The 17,508-nt window shown below is 72.3% G+C and carries 15 protein-coding genes; 5 read left to right on the forward strand and 10 right to left on the reverse strand.

Annotated elements, in window-relative coordinates; translation table 11 throughout:
* The first annotated feature begins 81 nt into the window (after positions 1 to 81).
* Positions 82 to 2,100 carry a hypothetical protein gene (locus ACIBQ1_RS49360; protein WP_397288761.1) on the forward strand — a complete coding sequence of 673 codons (2,019 nt, stop codon included), beginning with the start codon at positions 82 to 84 and terminating at the stop codon, positions 2,098 to 2,100.
* Here ACIBQ1_RS49360 and ACIBQ1_RS49365 read toward each other — a convergent pair.
* Positions 2,085 to 4,043: a hypothetical protein gene (locus ACIBQ1_RS49365; protein ID WP_397288762.1), complete on the reverse strand. Its 1,959-nt coding sequence runs from the start codon at positions 4,041 to 4,043 to the stop codon at positions 2,085 to 2,087. The two genes, ACIBQ1_RS49360 and ACIBQ1_RS49365, sit on opposite strands and share 16 nt — an antisense overlap.
* A gap of 71 nt (positions 4,044 to 4,114) precedes the next feature.
* Between ACIBQ1_RS49365 and ACIBQ1_RS49370 the strand changes: the two genes are divergently transcribed.
* Positions 4,115 to 4,774 carry a histidine phosphatase family protein gene (locus tag ACIBQ1_RS49370; protein ID WP_397288763.1) on the forward strand — a complete coding sequence of 220 codons (660 nt, stop codon included), beginning with the start codon at positions 4,115 to 4,117 and terminating at the stop codon, positions 4,772 to 4,774.
* An 89-nt stretch (positions 4,775 to 4,863) separates the two neighbouring features.
* On the opposite strand, the gene ACIBQ1_RS49375 is transcribed toward ACIBQ1_RS49370, so the two are convergent.
* Positions 4,864 to 5,397 carry a uridine kinase gene (locus ACIBQ1_RS49375; protein WP_397288764.1) on the reverse strand — a complete coding sequence of 178 codons (534 nt, stop codon included), beginning with the start codon at positions 5,395 to 5,397 and terminating at the stop codon, positions 4,864 to 4,866.
* 77 nt (positions 5,398 to 5,474) lie between these two features.
* Here ACIBQ1_RS49375 and ACIBQ1_RS49380 point away from each other — a divergent pair, with 77 nt between their 5' ends.
* Positions 5,475 to 6,632, forward strand: a complete 1,158-nt coding sequence (locus ACIBQ1_RS49380) for a CaiB/BaiF CoA transferase family protein (protein WP_397288765.1) — start codon at positions 5,475 to 5,477, stop codon at positions 6,630 to 6,632.
* 74 nt (positions 6,633 to 6,706) lie between these two features.
* Positions 6,707 to 8,191: a carboxyl transferase domain-containing protein gene (locus tag ACIBQ1_RS49385; RefSeq protein WP_397288766.1), complete on the forward strand. Its 1,485-nt coding sequence runs from the start codon at positions 6,707 to 6,709 to the stop codon at positions 8,189 to 8,191.
* 38 nt (positions 8,192 to 8,229) lie between these two features.
* Here ACIBQ1_RS49385 and ACIBQ1_RS49390 read toward each other — a convergent pair whose 3' ends face one another.
* Genes ACIBQ1_RS49390 through ACIBQ1_RS49420 form a run of 7 tightly spaced genes read right to left on the reverse strand, consistent with a single transcriptional unit; the run spans position 8,230 to position 14,838 of the window.
* Positions 8,230 to 10,158, reverse strand: a complete 1,929-nt coding sequence (locus ACIBQ1_RS49390) for a hypothetical protein (protein ID WP_397288767.1) — start codon at positions 10,156 to 10,158, stop codon at positions 8,230 to 8,232.
* Positions 10,155 to 10,652, reverse strand: a complete 498-nt coding sequence (locus ACIBQ1_RS49395; RefSeq protein ID WP_397288768.1) for a sigma-70 family RNA polymerase sigma factor — start codon at positions 10,650 to 10,652, stop codon at positions 10,155 to 10,157. The genes ACIBQ1_RS49390 and ACIBQ1_RS49395 overlap by 4 nt, the downstream gene beginning before the upstream one ends.
* A 33-nt stretch (positions 10,653 to 10,685) precedes the next feature.
* Positions 10,686 to 11,102 (reverse strand): hypothetical protein, encoded by a 417-nt coding sequence (locus tag ACIBQ1_RS49400; protein WP_397288769.1) that lies wholly within the window; start codon positions 11,100 to 11,102, stop codon positions 10,686 to 10,688.
* Entirely contained in the window at positions 11,099 to 11,545 is a 447-nt protein-coding gene (locus ACIBQ1_RS49405; protein WP_397288770.1) for a hypothetical protein, read from the reverse strand. Before ACIBQ1_RS49405 ends, ACIBQ1_RS49400 begins: the two co-directional genes overlap by 4 nt.
* A gap of 26 nt (positions 11,546 to 11,571) precedes the next feature.
* Positions 11,572 to 12,348 carry a carbon-nitrogen hydrolase family protein gene (locus ACIBQ1_RS49410; protein WP_397288771.1) on the reverse strand — a complete coding sequence of 259 codons (777 nt, stop codon included), beginning with the start codon at positions 12,346 to 12,348 and terminating at the stop codon, positions 11,572 to 11,574.
* The gene (locus ACIBQ1_RS49415) at positions 12,308 to 13,228 is read right to left on the reverse strand and encodes a DUF418 domain-containing protein (RefSeq protein WP_397288772.1); all 921 of its coding nucleotides are present in this window, start codon (positions 13,226 to 13,228) and stop codon (positions 12,308 to 12,310) included. Before ACIBQ1_RS49415 ends, ACIBQ1_RS49410 begins: the two co-directional genes overlap by 41 nt.
* Positions 13,225 to 14,838, reverse strand: coding sequence for an alpha/beta fold hydrolase (locus ACIBQ1_RS49420; protein WP_397288774.1), 1,614 nt, complete (start codon positions 14,836 to 14,838; stop codon positions 13,225 to 13,227). Before ACIBQ1_RS49420 ends, ACIBQ1_RS49415 begins: the two co-directional genes overlap by 4 nt.
* Before the next feature lie 191 nt (positions 14,839 to 15,029).
* On the opposite strand from ACIBQ1_RS49420, the gene ACIBQ1_RS49425 reads away from it, so the two are divergent.
* On the forward strand, positions 15,030 to 16,196 hold the full coding sequence (locus ACIBQ1_RS49425) for a pyridoxal phosphate-dependent aminotransferase (protein WP_397288776.1): 1,167 nt from the start codon (positions 15,030 to 15,032) through the stop codon (positions 16,194 to 16,196).
* A 100-nt stretch (positions 16,197 to 16,296) separates the two neighbouring features.
* Here ACIBQ1_RS49425 and ACIBQ1_RS49430 read toward each other — a convergent pair whose 3' ends face one another.
* Positions 16,297 to 17,508: an aromatic acid exporter family protein gene (locus tag ACIBQ1_RS49430; RefSeq protein WP_397288778.1), complete on the reverse strand. Its 1,212-nt coding sequence runs from the start codon at positions 17,506 to 17,508 to the stop codon at positions 16,297 to 16,299.

Consider the following 17,508-nt stretch of genomic DNA (forward strand, 5'->3'; position numbering starts at 1 on the left):
CTCTCCCGCAAGGGGCCGCATTAGTTCCTTGGCCGTAATTGGTCATTGACGGCGAAACCATGCTCATCTTAGGTTTCGGCCATGACCTTAATTAAGCGCATGCTGGCATGCGGCATGGCGGCCACCCTCGCCGTGCTCGGCGCCGCCGCCCCCGCGACCGCGGCGGCGCCCCGCCTGGAGGATCTCGGCGTCCCCCTGGAGGACGTGCTGCTGATCGGCGGCACGGTGGCGCCGGGCCCCGGCGGGCGGACCGTGCTGTGGGGCGCCTCCTCGGGCACCCCCGCCCACCTCAACGCCGTCGACCCCGCCACCGGCGCCGAGGTGGCCAGGTACGACCTGCCGGGCGCGGGCGGCTCCTGGGCCGTGGAGGCGACCGGGGACGGCAGCGTGTACGCGGGCACGTACGGCGACGGCCGCCTCTACCGCTGGACGGACCAGGGCGGCGTGCGGGACCTCGGCCGGCCCCTGCCCTCGGAGAACTTCATCTGGTCCGTGGCCGCGGGCCAGGGCGCCACCGTCTACGGCGGCACCTCCCCGGGCGGCCGCCTGTTCGCCTACGACCCCGCGACCGGCGTGCGCGACTACGGCAAGCTCTCGCCCGCCCACGCCTACGTGCGCAGCGTCACCTACGCCGCGGGCAAGATCTACGCGGGCACCGAGGCCCCGGCCGCGGTCTTCGAGATCGACGCCGCCTCGGGCGCGACCAGGCAGCTCCCCACGCCCGACGGCCTCGACCCGGCGGGCAAGTGGGCCTACGACGTCAACGCGGCGGGCGGCTTCCTCTACGTCCGCTACGGCGGCGCGAGCCCGGGCCCGCTGCACGTCTGGGACATCGCCGCCGGCAAGTGGACCGGCGCGCTCGACGCCGTACACGGGCTGGACGTCTCGCCCCCGGCCGATGACGGCACGGTCTACCTGGTCAAGAGCGGCGAGCTGGTCCGCTACGACCCCCGTACCCAGGCCACGACGCCGACCGGGCTGCCCTTCACCGGCCGGGTGGCCAACACGCGCGGGATCGGCTGGGCCGAGCTGGGCCTGCCGGACTATCCGGGCAAGAGCGTCGTCGGCCTGCTGTGGCGCGGGCTGATGTTCCGCTACAACCCGCAGACCGGCGCGAAGTCGTTCGTGCAGACGGCGGTCAAGGGCGAGCCCATCGACGTGACCGCGCTCGCTGAGGGCCCCGACGGTCGCATGTACGCCGGCGGCTTCCTCAACGGCGGCTTCGCCGCCCTGGACCCGAAGACCGGTAAGAGAACCGAGTTCCACACGTTCTCCCAGAGCGAGGACATGATCGCCTACGACGGCAAGCTCTACATCGGCGCCTATCCCGAGGCCAGGGTCTACGCCTACGACCCGGCGCTGCCGTGGAACAGCACCGAATACTCGCCCAGCCCCGAACCCGGCCCGGCGCCGAACCCGGCGCGGCTGTTCGACTTCGCCGCCGACAAGCAGATCAGGCCGCGGGCGCTGGTGCCGGCCGGCCGCTACCTCGCCGCGGGCACCATGCCCGACCTCGGCCAGCTCGGCGGCGTGCTCGCCGTGTGGGATCCGCGGACCGGGACGCTCAAGCACGCCCAGCGCAACGTCGTCCAGGACCAGAGCATCGTCTCGCTCGCCTACCGCGACGGCGTGCTCTACGGCGGGACGTCCATCTACAGCGGCCAGTCGGCCACGCCGCCGACGCAGCCGGAGGCCAAGCTGTTCGCGTGGTCGGTGAAGCAGAACCGGCTGCTGTGGGAGATCGTCCCAGCGCCGGGCAAGCCGGCCGTCCCGGCGCTGACGTTCGACGACCGGGGCAGACTGTGGGGGATCGCGGGCGGCGAGGTGTTCGCGGTCAGCCCGGCCGCGCGCAAGGTGATCAGGCGCGTCACGCTGTCGGACAGCGCGAGCGCGAGCGGGCAGCTCGCGTTCGACCGGCGCGGCCACGTCCTGTACGGCGCGCACGCCGGCAAGGAGGTCTTCTCCCTCGACCCGCGGACCGGGCGGCACACCGTGCTGCGGCAGGGACCCGTGCACCAGCTCGCGGTGCACGGGTCCGGGGACGTCTACTTCGCCGAGGGGCCGCGTCTGTTCCGGCTGACCCGTCAGCAGACGCGGTAGGTGGAGAAGTTCTCGAAGCGTGACAGGTAGAGGTGGCCGTCGGGGCCGAGGATCAGGTTGGAGATCGGGCGGGCGATGAGCGCGAGCGCCATCGTCCCCGGATCGATCCGGTACGCCTTGCCCTGCACCTTGCCCCACAGGAAGCCCTTGTGGAAGACGAGGTTGGTGTCCAGCCAGACCTGCGTGGCGCTGGACCAGGGGTAGGTCTGGTGCCGCACGCTCCTGACGGTCTGCCCGGTGGCCGGGTCCAGCTCGAACAGGGTGTCCGGGGTCAGCCCCCACAGCCGCCCGGCGCCGTCGAAGGCGATCGAGCCGAGTGCCAGGTCACCGGGGACGGGGGTGGACTGCCACTTGAGCGAGTCCGTGGCGATGTCGTACGCGAACGCCACGGCATCGCCCTGCGGAGTGCTGGTGCCGCCGAAGGCCGAGGTGGCGCCGTACACGACCCCGTCGCGATAGGCCAGGCCGATGATGCTGTGACCGGGGATGATGTCCCTCCTGATCACGGTGTGCCCGGTGGCGGGGTCGAGCAGGCCGAGCGCCCCGCCGTGGGTGCCGGCCTTGGGCACCGTGCCGAACGCCAGCCGGTCGCCCGCCGAGATCATCGCGAAGGGCCGGTCTTGCTCCTGGCCGCCGAGGTCGAGCAGGAGCCTGGGCGCGGTCCCGTCGAACTCGTAGATCCGGGCGCCGGGGTAGACGCCGAGGTAGAGCTTGCCCTTGTGGGTGACGATGCCCTCGCTCTGGCCGACGTCCGGCCAGTTCTGCGCCTCGCCCGTGGCGGGGTCGTAGGCGGCCAGGCCACCGGTGAAGAAGCCGCCCGCGTAGACGCGGCCGTCGGGGCCCGTGCCGAGGGAGCGGATGGAGACGGGCTGGCCGGTCAGCGTGCCGTCGAGCAGCCGGCCCTGGCCGGTCCTGCGGTCGAACTGCCAGATGCGGCCGGTGGAGCTGGTGCCGACGAGGGTGTGGCCGAGCCAGCCGAGCGGGCGGGCCGCGCCCTCGCCGTACCCGGTGAAGTCCAGCCTGGTGATCCTTCGGGTCCTGAGGTCGTACTTCACGAGCTCGTCGTGCTGGAACAGGTAGAGGTCGTGGCCGCGCCTGCCGCCGCCGACGGTGAGGCTGTCGACGTCCTCCACGACGTCCTTCCACGCGCGCTTGCGCAGGTCGTACACGCCCATGGGGTTGGCGCCCGTGGAGGTGACGAAGCGGACCAGCAGGTAGCGGCCGGCCACGTCGACGTCGTAGGCGTAGCCGCTGCCCTCGACGGGCGGGTCGATGACCCGCTCGACCGTGCCGCCGGGGGTGAGCACGGCGACCTTCATGCTGCGCGCGCCGACGCCGGCGTACACGGTGCCGTCCCCGGCGACGGCCAGGTCCCTGACGTACTGGTCGCCCGGGACGGGGCTGCCCAGGTCGGTGTAGGCGCCGGTCGCGGTGTCGTAGCGGAAGAGCTTGCCCGTGGGCGAGGTGCCGCCGTAGACGGCCGAGCCGTCCGGGCTCGCGGCCACGGTCCAGACGAACGTCTCGGTCGCGATCGGGATGCCGAGCTCGCTCACCTGGTCGGTGGACGGGGTGTAGCGGAAGAGGCGGCCCATCGCCCCGGCGGTGGCGTTGTAGCTGCCGACGTACACCGAGTGGTCGGGGGCGACGGTGACGGCCCAGGAGCCGAGCGCGAGCGGGAGCGGGCGCTCGCCGATCAGGCGGCCGTCGCGGGCGTCCCTGATCCCGAGCAGCGCCGGGCCGGAGGCGCTGGAGGTGACCGAGTAGACGCGCGGGCCCTGCGGGTGGCGGGCGTCCAGCGCCGTGCCCGCGGTGGTGGCGCCGGTCAGCGGGAGCGTGCCGAGGCTCTGGAAACCGCACCCGGTGGGTGGGGCCGCGGCGGATTCGGCCTGGGCCGGAGCGGAGAGGGATAAGGCAACGAGGAGCGTTGCGAGGATGGTGCGCACGTACGACCTCCCAGATCTATATAACGGGCTTGACCGTAATTCGCCGAACGGCTCCGTGGCAAGATGGCGGGATGGGACCGGCGCGGATCATGGCGGTGCGGCACGGAGAGAGCGAGGCCAACCGCGCCCACCGGGAGGCCGGGTCCGCGCCGCTGGTCTACGAGCGCGGGGACGACGAGGTCACGCTGACGGACCTGGGCCGGGCGCAGGCCGCCGCGTTCGGGCGGTCGCTGGCGGGCCTGCCCGCCGCCGAGACCCCCGAGGTGGTGTGGTGCTCGCCCTACCTCCGCGCGCTGGTCACGTGGGGGGTGGCCCTGGAGGCGTGGGGCGCCGGGCCGCTCCCGGTCACCGTGGACGCGCGGCTCAGAGACCAAGAGCCGGGGGCGTTCGCGCGCTACAACCTGGCCGCGATCAGGCAGCGGTTCCCCGAGGAGATGGCGCGGCGGGAGGCCGAGGGCGCCTACGCCTTCCGGCCGCCCGGCGGAGAGTCCCTGGCCGACGTCGTGGTCCGGCTCCGTGACCTCCTCGCCGACCTGCGCGAGCACGCGGCCGGGCGGCGGGTGCTGATCGTCGCCCACGACTCGGTGGTGCTGGGCCTGCGGCACGTCCTCGCGGGCGGTCCGGACGCGGACCTGGCCGCCGTCCTGGAGTTCGCGCCCGTGCTGAACGCCTCCGTCTCCGTCTGGGACCGCTCCGGGCTCGTCCGCTTCAACGACGTCGGCCACCTCTGACCGATCCGGCGACGTCGCCCGTCCTCGGATCTTCAGCCGGCCCGGCGACGTCGCCCGTCCGCGGGTCTTCGACCGGTCTCGGCGGATCCTCAGCCGGTCTCGACGATCAGATCGGCCCGGTCCCGGGTCCGGTCCTCGGCGAACCACTTCTCCTCGGCCGCGAACCACTCCAGCCACCGCGGCTCCAACTCGGCCCCGTCCCGCTCCATGACCCGGGCGAAGCGCACCGCCCGCGGGGCGTCCACCCAGACGGTGAAGGCCGGCAGGCGGGCGATCGAGGCGCGGGCCGTGCCGACGCCCTCGACGATCAGGGCCGGCGCCAGCGGGACCGCCACGTGCTCGGCGTACTCGCCGCGCACCCAGTCGTACCTGCGGAAACCTCCGGGCAGGCCGTCGCGGAGCCGGACCAGCACCTGCGACTCCAGCGCGTGGAACCAGCCGCCGGGCCCCTCCTCCCACGGCACGGGGAAGTCGTCGCTGTGGATCACCTGGCACCCGAGCGCCGCCCCCAGCCGCCCCGCGAACGTCGTCTTGCCCGCCCCCGCCGGTCCGTCCACGGCCACCAGTCGGACGGGGCCGCACGAAGGCGGCAGGCTCATGATGCGATCGGCCAGGTGATTCACCTGACCCAGGGTAGAGGGGGTGGTAGGGCCAACTGAGAGAATGTTCTTTCGCCCCGAATGCAAGCAGGAGGTTGATCTTGCTCGGACCCCTCGGTGACATCGTCGTGCTCGATCTGTCCAGGGCCCTGGCCGGGCCGCACGCGGCGCAGATGCTGGGTGACCTGGGCGCCCGGGTGATCAAGGTGGAGCATCCGGACGGGGGTGACGAGTCGCGCGGATGGGGACCGCCGTTCGTTGGACCGGATCACGAAATTTCGACTTATTTCCTGGCAGCCAACCGCAACAAGCAGTCCGTCGCCGTCGACCTCAAGTCCGCCGACGGCAAGAGGCTCATCGAGCGCCTCGTACGCCAGAGCGACGTCCTCATCGAGAATTTCCGCACCGGCGTGCTCGACCGCCTGGGATTCTCCGTCGAGCGCCTCCACGAGCTCAACCCCCGCCTGGTCATCCTGTCGATCACCGGCTTCGGCCACGACGGCCCGGAGGGCGGCCGGCCCGGCTACGACCAGATCGCCCAGGGCGAGGCGGGCCTGATGTCGCTGACCGGCCCGTCGCCCGACGAGCCCTACCGCGTCGGCGCGTCCATCGCCGACCTGCTCGCCGGCATCCACGGCGCGTACGGCGTGGCCGGCGCCCTCTACGAGCGCGAGCGCACCGGCAAGGGCCGCGTCGTGCGCACCTCGCTGCTGGCCGCGATCACCGGCGTCCACGCCTACCACGGCACCGCCTGGACGGTCGGCGGCAAGGTGCCGGTCGCCGGCGGCAACCACCACGCCTCCATCGCCCCCTACGGCGCCTTCCGCTGCGCCGACGGCATGCTGCAGATCGCCGCGGCCAACGACGGCCAGTGGAAGAAGGTCGCCACGCTCCTCGGCATCGACCCCGACGCCGCGAGATACGCCACGAACAGGGACAGGTTCGCGCACCGGGACGAGCTGATCGCGGAGATGGAGAAGGCCCTGGCCGCCCACGACCGCGGCCACTGGCTGGCCAGGCTGGGCGAGGAGGGCGTGCCCGCGGGCGCGATCCGGACGCTCGACGAGGTCTACGCCTGGGACCAGACCCGCTCGCAGGGGCTGGTCGTCACGGTGGAGCACCCGGTGCTGGGCACGATCGAGCTGCCCGGGCCGCCGTTGCGCTTCGACGGGCTGGAGGGGTTCGAGCACACCGCGCCGCCCGCTCTCGGCCAGGACGGCGACGCCGTCCTCGCCTGGCTCGAAGACCGTGAACGATGATCCGCATTTCGCGGCACCGGACGGTCGCCTCGTGCGTCAACATTGCAACGCTGGCCGACATCTAGGGAGCGATAGTGAGCCGTCCGGACGCGCGCACACTGATTGACACGATCCTCGATCCGGGGTCGTGGAAATCGTGGGACGCGCCGCCCGCCGACCCCGCGCCGCCCGGCTCCCCCTACGCTGACGAGCTGGCCGCGGCCCGCGTCAAGTCCGGCTACGACGAGGCGGTCGTCACCGGCGAGGGGCTGCTCGGCGGACGCAGGGTCGCCGTCGTGGTGTGCGAGTTCTCGTTCATGGCGGGCTCGATCGGGGTGGCGTCGGCCGAGCGGTTCACGGCCGCCGTCGAGCGGGCCACCCGCGAGCGGCTGCCGCTGCTGGCCGCGCCCGCGTCGGGCGGCACGCGGATGCAGGAGGGCGCGCTCGCGTTCGTCCAGATGGTGAAGATCACCGCCGCGATCCAGCTGCACCGGAGCCAGGGCCTGCCCTACCTGGTCTACCTGCGGCATCCGACGACGGGCGGGGTGTTCGCTTCGTGGGGGTCGCTCGGGCACGTCACGGCGGCCGAGCCGGGGGCGCTGATCGGGTTCATGGGGCCGCGGGTGTTCGAGTCGCTGCACGGCTACCCGTTTCCCGAAGGCGTGCAGGTCTCCGAGAACCTCCACCGCAAGGGCCTGATCGACGCGGTGGTGCCGGCCCAGGAGGCGCGGGAGATCGCGATCAGGGCGCTCGGCGTGCTCGCCGACGACAGGTCGCGGGTGGTGGCGGGCACGCCGCCGGAGGAGGACCTGCGGCCGGTGGAGGCGTGGGAGGCGATCACCCGCTCGCGCCGCGACGACCGGCCCGGCGTGCGTACGCTGCTCAAGCTCGCCGCCACCGACGTGACCCCGCTCAGCGGCAGCGGGGAGGGCGAGAACGAGCCGGGGCTGCTGCTCGCGCTGGCCAGGTTCGGCACGGCGCCGGCGGTGGTGCTCGGCCAGGACCGGCGGGTCCAGCGGGCCAACTCGCCGCTCGGCCCGGCCGGACTCAGGGTGGCCAGGCGGGGCATGCGGCTGGCGGCCGAGCTGGGCCTGCCCCTGATCACCGTCATCGACACGGCCGGCGCCGACCTGTCGAAGGCGGCCGAGGAGGGCGGGCTGGCCGCCGAGATCGCCCGCTGCCTGGCCGAGCTCGTCATGCTCGACGCGCCGACCGTGTGCCTGCTGCTCGGCGAGGGGGCGGGCGGGGCGGCGCTGGCGCTGCTGCCCGCCGACCGGGTGCTCTGCGCCCAGCACGCCTGGCTGTCGCCGCTGCCGCCCGAGGGCGCCTCGGCCATCCTCTACCGCTCGGTGGATTTCGCGCCCGAGATCGCCCAGGCCCAGCACATCCGCGCCACCGACCTGCGCCGCGACGGCATCGTGGACCGGGTCATCCCGGAGGTGCCCGACGCCGCGTACGAGCCGAGGCAGTTCTGCGAGCGGGTGGGGCGGGCGCTGGAGTACGAGATCGCGAACCTGCTGGAGTTGAGCCCGGCGGACCGTTTCGCGGCCCGCCGGGCCCGCTTCCGCAACCTCGGTTAGGAGCGAGGGGCCGGCGTGGCCGTCGACCTGGCGCGCCGCTAGGGCAGCTCGTACCGCCACAGCTCCTTGCCGCCGGCGTCATAGCCCGTGAGGGCTACGGTTTCGTCGGTGCCTCCCTTGGGAGCGGGGGCCGCGAACAGCGTCACGTTCTGGCCCCACGCATCGGGGACGGCCTCGGCCGTCGCGGTGGCGCCGTCCTTCGTGCGGAGCTCCACCTTGGCCGTGCCCGCGGGCGCGTAGCCGTACCAGGCCGTTTTGAGGCTGATCCACTGGACCGGCTGCGCGGCGTCGAGCAGATCGCTCAGCCGCGCGCCGGGCAGCTGTCCGGGCAGCGCCGGCACGATCTCGCCGTTCTCCCAGAAGGCCGCGCAGCCCGGCACGAGGAGAGCGGTGATGCCCGCCGGCAGGGTCTGGGGGGCGGCCTCGGATCGCGCGGCCTGCCTCGCGCAGCTCTTGCTGTAATTCGGGACCTGCTTGTCCGGTTTGCCCTTCGCCTTCACGATGAAGCCCCCGACCTCGGTGTCGCGCGGGACGCTGACGTGCCAGACCGGATGCGGGGTGCCCGTGCCGCGCAGGAACGAGGCGCGGACCCGCCGCCCGTCGTGGAGCACCGCTTCGACCGACTCCCAGTCCGCGAGGGCCGGGCCGAAGTAGATGTCGGCGCCGGGGTCCGGTAGGTAGGTGGTCGCCTGCTGGAAGGGGTAGGAGCCCTGTAGGAAGGTGATGGAGCAGCCGCTCATACCCGAGTCGTTCGGCGCGGGTCCGCCGGTGAAGCAGAACTGGTTCGCCTCGTCGGACCTCTGGGTGAACCAGATGCGTACCGGGCGGCCGGAGCTTTCGGTGCCCGGGAGGGTCATCACCTCGCCGGCGACCTTGTCGGCCTCGTACATCGGCGTCCTGGCCGGCTCGTCGTGCTGCCAGATCTGCTTGCCCGCCGTGTCATAGGCGGTGATGTGGCGGCCCTCGGCCGGGTCGTCGGACGGGCTCGTGGCGGCGAACAGCGCGATGCCCAGGTTCCAGGGATCGGGCCTGGTCTCGACGCTCGCCGTGCGCCCGCTGTCGAACGAGACCTCGATCCTGGCGACGTCCCTGCGGGCGAAGCCGACGATCACGTCCCTCTGGGCGCTCATCGTCACCACCGAGTCCGCCTCGCCGAGTGACTGCGAGGCGAGTTCGGCGCCGTGCCGCCACCACGTCAGCTGCGTCCCGCCCTTCGACCGGGGCATCCGGTACGGCCGGACGGAGATGCCCTGGGACAGCTCCATGGGAGCGCTCATGGGCTGCCCGCCCGGCGCGGCCAAGCCGTCGCGGGACCACCACCCGAGTGCCTTGCCCTTGACGTCCGAGATCCGGATCCTGGACATGGGCTCCTGGGACGGATACGTCACGGTCCACAGCCGGTACGGGGCGCCGTCCAGGCTCCGCACCGTGCCGGGGAACTCCTGCCCGCCCTCCGTGACCCCGGCCACCGCGCCCACGTCCTGGCGGGCCAGCCCCCAGTCCATCGCGGTCGCCGCGCCGTCCCGCTCCGTGCTGCCGACGTACCAGGCGTCCACCTGCTGCCACTCGACGGCGTTGACGCAGGCCCCGTACGGCTCGCCGGCGGCCCGCTCGACGACGTAGCAGATCTCGGGATAGCCCAGCTTCCCCCTGGCGAACCAGATCCGCAGCGGCTTGCCCTCGGAGGGGTTGTCGACGACCGCCTCCTTGCCGAGGGGCGTGCGCTCCTTCATGAGCTGCTGGTAGATCCCGGTCGGGTCGATCGCGGTGTTCCTGCCCAAGCCCCCGTTGAGCAGGGCGGGAACGAACACGGACAGCAGCGCCACGGGCAGCGCGGCCAGCAGCCACCGCGCCGGCCGGCGCCGTGGCCGGCGCTGCGTGATGCGCGCCCAGGCGTGCGGGTCGGGCTCGTAGGTCTGGGCTCGGGCGTTGAGCGCGGCCCGCAGGCGCTCTTCCAGGTCGTTCACGCGTCCTCCTCCGTCAGCGCCTTGCCCAGGGCCGCCAGGGCCCGGCGTGCGTGGGTCTTGACCGATCCGGGCGAGACGCCCATGGCATCGGCGATCTCGCGCTCCGACAGGTCCAGCCAGTAACGCAGGACCAGGGCCTCGCGCTGGCGGCGCGGCAGCCGGTCCACGGCGGCCAGCAGCTCGCGGTGCTCCTCGGAGACGAGCACGGCGTGCTCGCTGCTGCGCGCCGGTTCGGGAGGGTCGGGGCGGCGCAGCCGGACGAGGTTGAGGTGGCGCAGACGGTTCCGGGTCAGGTTGCAGACGGTCGCACGCAGGTAGGCCAGAGCGGCCCCGTCGTCGCGCAACCGCCTTGTGTGCAGCCGGGCGAACGCCTCCTGGGCGATGTCCTCAGGGTCGTCCGCGCCGAGCAGCCCGGCCAGGCGTACCAGGGAGTGGTACTGGGCCGCGAACAGATCGGCGAACGACGGCTGCGCCATGGTCGCTGTTTCGGTCACGTCATAGAGACACCCGGAACGGCAGCCGGTTGACTAGGGGACCGGAATCCGTTCGACGCGGATCGAGAAGACCTCCTCGCGGGGCACCACGACCTCGTAGGCGCCGTGGTCGACCAGCCAGTAGCCCAGCGCCTCCGCCTTCATCCCGCTGTGCCCCGTGTAGGCGATGTGCAGCCCGTCCTCGTCCTCGTCGATCACGATGCACGGCTCGCCGCCGAACGCCCCCACCGTGCGGATCAGCACGAGCCACTCCAGCTGGGACCTGGCCGCCACCTTGCGCCAGTAGCCCGAGGCCGGCTCGAACCCGTCCAGCTCCACTTCGCTGAACAGCACCACCTGGCCGTTGTCGGGGCCCAGGGCGGCGGGCAGCGTGCGGCCGTCGAAGCGGGCCACGAAGCCGGAGGCGACCGGCATGATCTCCTCGCTGTGTCTGATGGGTCCCTCGCTCATGCCGTGGGCCGCCAGGTCAGCCCGTCGTACTCGGCGAAGGGCCGCTCGCCGTCGGCGGTGACATGGATGATCTCCGCCCCGGCCGGGATCGGCATCGGAACGGTGTGGAACTGCGGCACCACGTGATCCGACGATGTTGTGAAACCGTTGCCGGCGAACGGCGGCGCGTCGCTCCAGTCGCCACCCATGTGGGGCCCGTACGGGACCGCGTACGTGTCGACGTCGCGGGCGTACCAGCGCATCACGTAGAGCTCGGGCACCTCGCCGAACAGCTCGGATCCGTCGAAGGACAGGTCGAGCCCGTGATAGAGCGACTCAGGCGTGGTCAGCCTGACGCAGTCCTGCACGCGGTAAACATAACCCGAGATCACCGTGCGTTTGCCCGACAGGTATGGCACGAGCAGACGCGGCGGGACAACCTTCTGCATCTGCGTTCCGCTCACGGTACTACTTTACGATCGGTTGAACCTCAGAGAACCCGGTGTTGGAGGCACGGCAGGGTCTCCCTGGCCGTTGTCGTCCATTCGTGATCAATCCGCACGATCTGCACGCCGGGCGCGGTGCCCAGGTCGGCGCGGATCACGCCCAGGGGATCGACCAGCATGCTGCGGCCCACGCCGTACCCGTCGGACGACTCGGCCGGATTGGGCGCCTGGCCGACGGCGGCCGTCCACATCGTGTTCTCCAGCGCGCGGGCCCTGACCAGGGTGACCCAGTGGTCCTCCTTGAGCGGCCCGGAGCCCCATGCGGCGATCACCGCGAACAGCTCGGCGCCCTTGTCCACCAGCGCCCTGGCCAGCTCGGGGAACCGCACGTCGTAGCAGGTGATGAGGCCGATCCTGAGCCCCGCGAGCTCCACCACGGCCGGCTCCGCGCCGGGCGCGACCAGATCGGACTCCTTCGCGCCGAACGAGTCGAACAGGTGGATCTTCCGGTACGCCGCCCGCACCGCGCCCTGGGCGTCGATGGCCACGGCCGTGTTGCGCACGCGGCCCTCGCCCGCCTCGAAGACCCCGGCGATCACCGGCAGCCCGTGCTCCCTGGCCGCCTCCGCCAGACCCGACACGAACGGCCCGTCCAGCGGCTCGGCCAGGTCCGTGATGCGCCGGCCGTAGCGGGTGAGCGTGGCCTCGGGGAAGATCGCCAGGTCGGCCCCCTCGGCCCTGGCGATCGCCTCCTGGGCACGTTTGAGGTTCGTGGAGGGATCAGGAGACACCGGGATCTGGCAGAGGGCGATTTCGGTCACGGCCCGACTCTAGCCGGTTGGGCACCACTCGAAACCAGGTCAGGCACCGCCAGATCCACTCAAGTGGCCCGTACCTGAATCTGGCCAGCCACCACCTGCTGAGCAGCACCTGCGCGGCCACGGTCACCGCCGCCAGCGCCACCACCGACCAGCGCGTCGGGTCGGTGTTCAGCAGCGGGGTGGCCAGGACGATCACGACGGTGCCCATGACGTAGTTCGTCAGCGCCATCCTGCCCAGCGGCTCCAGCACCGCCGACAGCCATGGCCGCAGCGCGAGCAGCAGCCCCAGCACGTACGCCGCCGCGCCCGCCAGCGCGGCCGTGCTGTAGAGGATCCACCCGCCGTCGCTCACCCAGGCGGCCGTCAGCAGCACGGCGGCCAGCGCGCTGACCACGAACGAGGGCAGCAGCAGCGACCTGGGCGGGCTCAGCCGCCACACCCCCATGCCGATCAGGAACAGGCCGGGGATCAGCCACGACCCGCCGCCCACCTGGAGCCCCCACGCCAGCCCCGCCAGCCCGAGCAGCAGCACCGGCAGCCCGCCGGTCAGGAACGAGGCCGGCAGCAGCACCGCCGCGCCGTAGACGGCGTAGTCGGTCAGCACCTCGCCGTCGTAGAACGTGTGCTGGATCTGCCCGAGGCAGAACAGCCAGAACAGCCTGCTCAGCAGCGCCCAGCGGCTGTTGCCGCGCAGGAACAGCATGAAGCTGATGCCGAACAGCAGCGAGAAGATCGGGTAGAACCGGCTCTGGAACAGGCCCTCGATGACCAGGTCGACGCCGTTGCGCGTGGCTTTGGCGTTGTGCTGCCAGGTGTTGACCAGCATGATGCCGCCCACCGCGAAACCACGGAGGGCGTCGAGCTCACGGATGCGCGTCACAGGAACCAGGTCAACCACCATACGAGGAATCCGGCGCCGACGACGGCCGCCGAGATCTGCGGCCAGCGCCGGTCGCGCAGGAACGCGGCGGCGGTCAGCGCGGCCGCGGCGGCGGCGATCCAGGTGTAGGCGACGGCCGTGCCGGGCACGCCGACCGCCAGCGCGGTCTCGTTCCGTTCGGCCAGGGCGTACACGGACTGCCCGACCAGCCCGGCGAAGGCCACGCCCGCCAGCCCGCCGAACGCCGCCAGCGCCCGGCCCTTCAGCGCGGCCATGACCAGCTGGAGCAGGGAGACGAGCGCGAACAGCGCGAAGGGCGCGGCCAGCCAGGGCGACTTCGAGATCTGGTACGGGGCGCCGGTCACGTGCAGGCCGACCGGCTGCCGGGTGTCGTCGTCGACGCATGGCGAGGCCGAAGCGTCTTTGGGCGCTGCCAGGAATTCGACGATCTTGCGGCGGGCGCAGGGGCTCGTCAGGAAGACGGCGTGGGAGGCGCGGGGGAACTCCTCGAAGCGGGCGCCGGGGAGGGACTCGGCCGCGGCCTTGCTGGTCCTGGTGGGGGTGGTGGGGTCGTACTGGCCGCCCAGGACGTACACGGGGGCCTTGGTGGTGGCGTCGACGGGCTTGGACTTGGGGAGCTGCCAAGCATCACACACCGCCTTGTCCCCATTTATAGTGAAAAGTCGGGATTTTGTGGCGTATGTGTTGAACGGGACCTCGTCCTGGCACTGCACCGCGTGATACAGCCCGAACTCGTGCGACACCAGCCCCTCGCCCACCGCGTCGGCCAGCGCCCGCAGCAGCTCGTCGTGACCCGTCGCGAGCGCCCCGACCATGGCGGGCGCGACCGCCGCGAAGTCCGCCTCGTGCAGCGCCTCCGCCATGATCGTGGCCACGTCGTCGCCGCTGATCCGCGCCGTGAACGCCTTGCCGAGCAGCGGGTCGGTCGTCGTCACCTGCGCGGGCGTGGCGTTCAGCCGGGCCGTCATGGCCTCGAACGCGTCCTTCATGTTCAGCCGCGCCGCCGTGTCGGCCAGGTTCCGGTCGGCGTCGTCGTACCAGCCGACGCTCTCCGGCAGGTACGAGTCCAGCACCACCGACCGCACACCCTCAGGGTCCGCGGCGGCCACGTCCATCATGACCCGGGTGGAGTAGCTGACTCCGAACAGGTTCCAGGAGTCGTACCCCAGCTGCTCGCGTAACGCGACGACGTCGGCCGCGATCTCCTTCGTGTTGTACCCCCGCAGGTCGACGCCCTGCTCCTGGAGCCTCTTGCGGCAGCGGACGGCCGCCGCGCCCAGGTCGGCGGGCGGCCGCCGGAGCTGCCCGAGCAGCGCCTCCGCCGTCTCGGGGCACCCCAGGGCCGGCTCGGAGTACTTGCTGCCGCGCTGCTCGACCGCGACCACGTCACGATCGGGGAACATCTGGCTCAGGAATCCCGTGAGCTGCATGGACGCCGACCCCGGGCCGCCGCTCATGTAGACGACGGGGTCGGGCTTGCGATCCTTGGCGGTGGAGGCGTGGACGGCGTACCCCACCTTGATCTTCCGATCCGGCGCGTCCCTCCGCTCGGGAACCTCGAGAAAGGCGCAGGTCGTCCGGGGCGGCATGGCGACGGGGCAGGCACTCGGGCCGGCGTCCGCCGGCGTCACCGCGGGGGGCGCTGTTAAGGCGAGGGCGAGCACGACCCGAATGATCACGGGACGAGACTACCGACAAGGCGCCGGGCCGCCTCACGCCCTTCGCGACATCAGGGGGCGGAATGATGAGCGGATTTCCCGCCGGGCATAGCCTAAGTGCCGTGACCGAACCACTTGTTGCCAGGATGCGCGCCTTCGGCACGACGATTTTCGCGGAGATGAGCGCGCTCGCCGTCGAGACCGGATCCATCAACCTCGGCCAGGGCTTCCCCGACACCGACGGGCCCGCGGCGATGCTCGACCGCGCGGTCCAGGCGATCACGTCGGGCGCCAACCAGTATCCGCCGGGGCCGGGGATCCTGGAGCTGCGCCGGGCGATCTCGGAACACCGCTCCGCCCACTACGACCTCTCCTACGACCCGGCAGGCGAGATCCTGGTCACGGTGGGGGCCACCGAGGCCGTCGCGTCCGCGATCCTCGCCCTCTGCGAGCCGGGGGACGAGGTGATCGCCTTCGAGCCGTACTACGACTCGTACGCGGCCTCGATCGCGCTCGCCCAGGCCCGCCTGGTCGCCGTCACGATGCGGCCGGTGGAGGGGCGCTTCACGTTCGACCCCGACGAGCTGCGCGCCGCCGTCACCCCCCGCACCCGCGTCATCCTGGTCAACTCGCCGCACAACCCCACCGGCACCGTGTTCACCCGCGCCGAGCTGGAGGTCATCGCCGAGCTCTGCCAGGAGCGCGGGCTGATCGCGGTGACCGACGAGGTGTACGAGCACCTGACGTTCGACGGGGTCGAGCACATCCCGCTGGCCACGCTGCCCGGCATGCGCGAGCGCACGGTGATGATCTCGTCCGCGGGCAAGACGTTCTCGGTCACCGGCTGGAAGACCGGCTGGATCTGCGCCCCTGCCGCCCTGGTCACGGCGGTGCAGACGGTCAAGCAGTTCCTCACGTTCACGTCGAGCGCGCCGTGGCAGCTGGCGGTGGCGTACGGGCTGCGGCACGAGCTGGAGTGGGTGTCCGCGCTGCGCGCCGGCCTCCAGGACAAGCGCGACCGCCTCATGGAGGGCCTCTCGGCCGCCGGCTTCTCGGTCCTGCGGCCCTCCGGCACGTACTTCGTCCAGACGGACATCCGCCCGCTGGGCTTCACCGACGGCCTCGAACTCACCCGCCGCCTCCCTCAGCTCGCCGGCGTGGTGGCCATCCCGACCCAGGTCTTCTACGACCACGCCGACCGGGGGCGGCACTTCGTCCGGTTCGCCTTCTGCAAGAAGGACGAGGTCATCGACGAGGCCGTGACCCGCCTCAAACACCTCTCCACCTGACCCACTCTCGCCCGCCCACCGCCACCCGCCCGGCTCGCCGTCGCCCACTGATCGCCGACTGCGCCCGGCCGCGCGCAGTGGGCCGGGGGCGGTTCCGGGGTCAGCGGCGGCTGGTCTCGTCGCGCGGCTCATCCACCGGGGTGAGCGCCTCGGCGGGCTCGTCCGAGGGACCGGGGCCGGAGGAGCCGGAGTCCGAGGATTCAGAGTCCGAGAGGCCGGAGTCCGAGAGGCCGGAGTCCGTGGGGCTGGGCTTGTCCGAGGGGTCGTCGGCTGGGGTGAGCGTGTCGGCGGCGTCCTCGTCCAAGGGGGTGAGCGTGCCCGTGGCCGCCTCGTGCTCCATCCCGGTCGCCTGCAGCAGGTCGACGACCACAGAACGCAGCTGCGCGATGATCACGTGCGCCGAGAAGCCGAGCCCTTCTGGCCGCTCCCGGGCCGCCACCGCCAGCAGTGCCTGGCGCGCCAGCGTGGGCTCCCGGCCGGCGCCGAGCTCCAGTTGCAGCAGCAGCGCCGCCTCGGAGACCTCGCGCAGGGCCTCGGCCAAGGCGGTGGGCGGCGGGCTGGCCTCCCCGAGCGAGGCGAGGGTACGCCTGCTCAGCACCCGGGCGTTCCGCATCGCGAGATCCACCGGCACGGCGGCGGTCTCGTAGCGCGCCAGCCTGGCCTTCCTGTGCCAGTGCAGCGGCGAGATCATCGTGATCTCCTTGGCGGTCTCCAGCGCGTGCTCGAACTCCTCCACCGCCTCCTGCGTGTTCCGCGCCTCCTCCAACGCCTCCGCCGCCAGCTCCACGTCCCGCTTCTCGATCGCCTCCGCCGCCCGTTCCAGCACCGTGGACAGCGCGTCGAGCACCCCGGACAGGTGCTTGGCCGCGATCGTGAACGGGCTGGCGGGCAGCAACGCGACCGCCGCGATCCCGATGATGCCCCCGGTGAGCGCGTCCGCCATCCGGTCCAGCCCTCCGGCCCCGTCGCCGGGCACCAGGGTGGCCACCAGCACGGCCGACGACCCCGCCTGCGCGACGAACAGCGCCCCGCTGTTCAGCAGCACCGCGACGGTCATCGCCAGCGCCACCACGAGCGCGAGCTGCCACGCGCCCGAGCCGATCCAGGACACCAGCAGGTCGCCGACGCCCACCCCGAGGCTGACGCCGATCACCAGCTCGGCCACCCTGCGCAGCCGCTGCCCCAGCCCGACGCCCACGCAGATCAGCACCGAGATCGGCGCGAAGAACGGGCGGGGGTGGCCGAGCAGTTCCATGGCGATGATCCAGGCCAGTGCGGCACCTACCGCGCATTGCGCGATGGAGGGTGCCAT

The organism is Nonomuraea sp. NPDC050153 (assembly GCF_044460125.1).
Classification (GTDB): domain Bacteria; phylum Actinomycetota; class Actinomycetes; order Streptosporangiales; family Streptosporangiaceae; genus Nonomuraea.

What these genes read in the sequence shown, in the direction of transcription:
- ACIBQ1_RS49360 (WP_397288761.1), top strand. Translation starts at nt 82, where the DNA reads ATGACCTTAATTAAGCGCATGCTGGCATGCGGCATGGCGGCCACCCTC.
- ACIBQ1_RS49370 (WP_397288763.1), top strand. Translation starts at nt 4,115, where the DNA reads ATGGGACCGGCGCGGATCATGGCGGTGCGGCACGGAGAGAGCGAGGCC.
- ACIBQ1_RS49400 (WP_397288769.1), bottom strand. Translation starts at nt 11,102, where the DNA reads ATGAGCGAGGGACCCATCAGACACAGCGAGGAGATCATGCCGGTCGCC.
- ACIBQ1_RS49420 (WP_397288774.1), bottom strand. Translation starts at nt 14,838, where the DNA reads ATGCCGCCCCGGACGACCTGCGCCTTTCTCGAGGTTCCCGAGCGGAGG.
- ACIBQ1_RS49430 (WP_397288778.1), bottom strand. Translation starts at nt 17,508, where the DNA reads ATGGCACCCTCCATCGCGCAATGCGCGGTAGGTGCCGCACTGGCCTGG.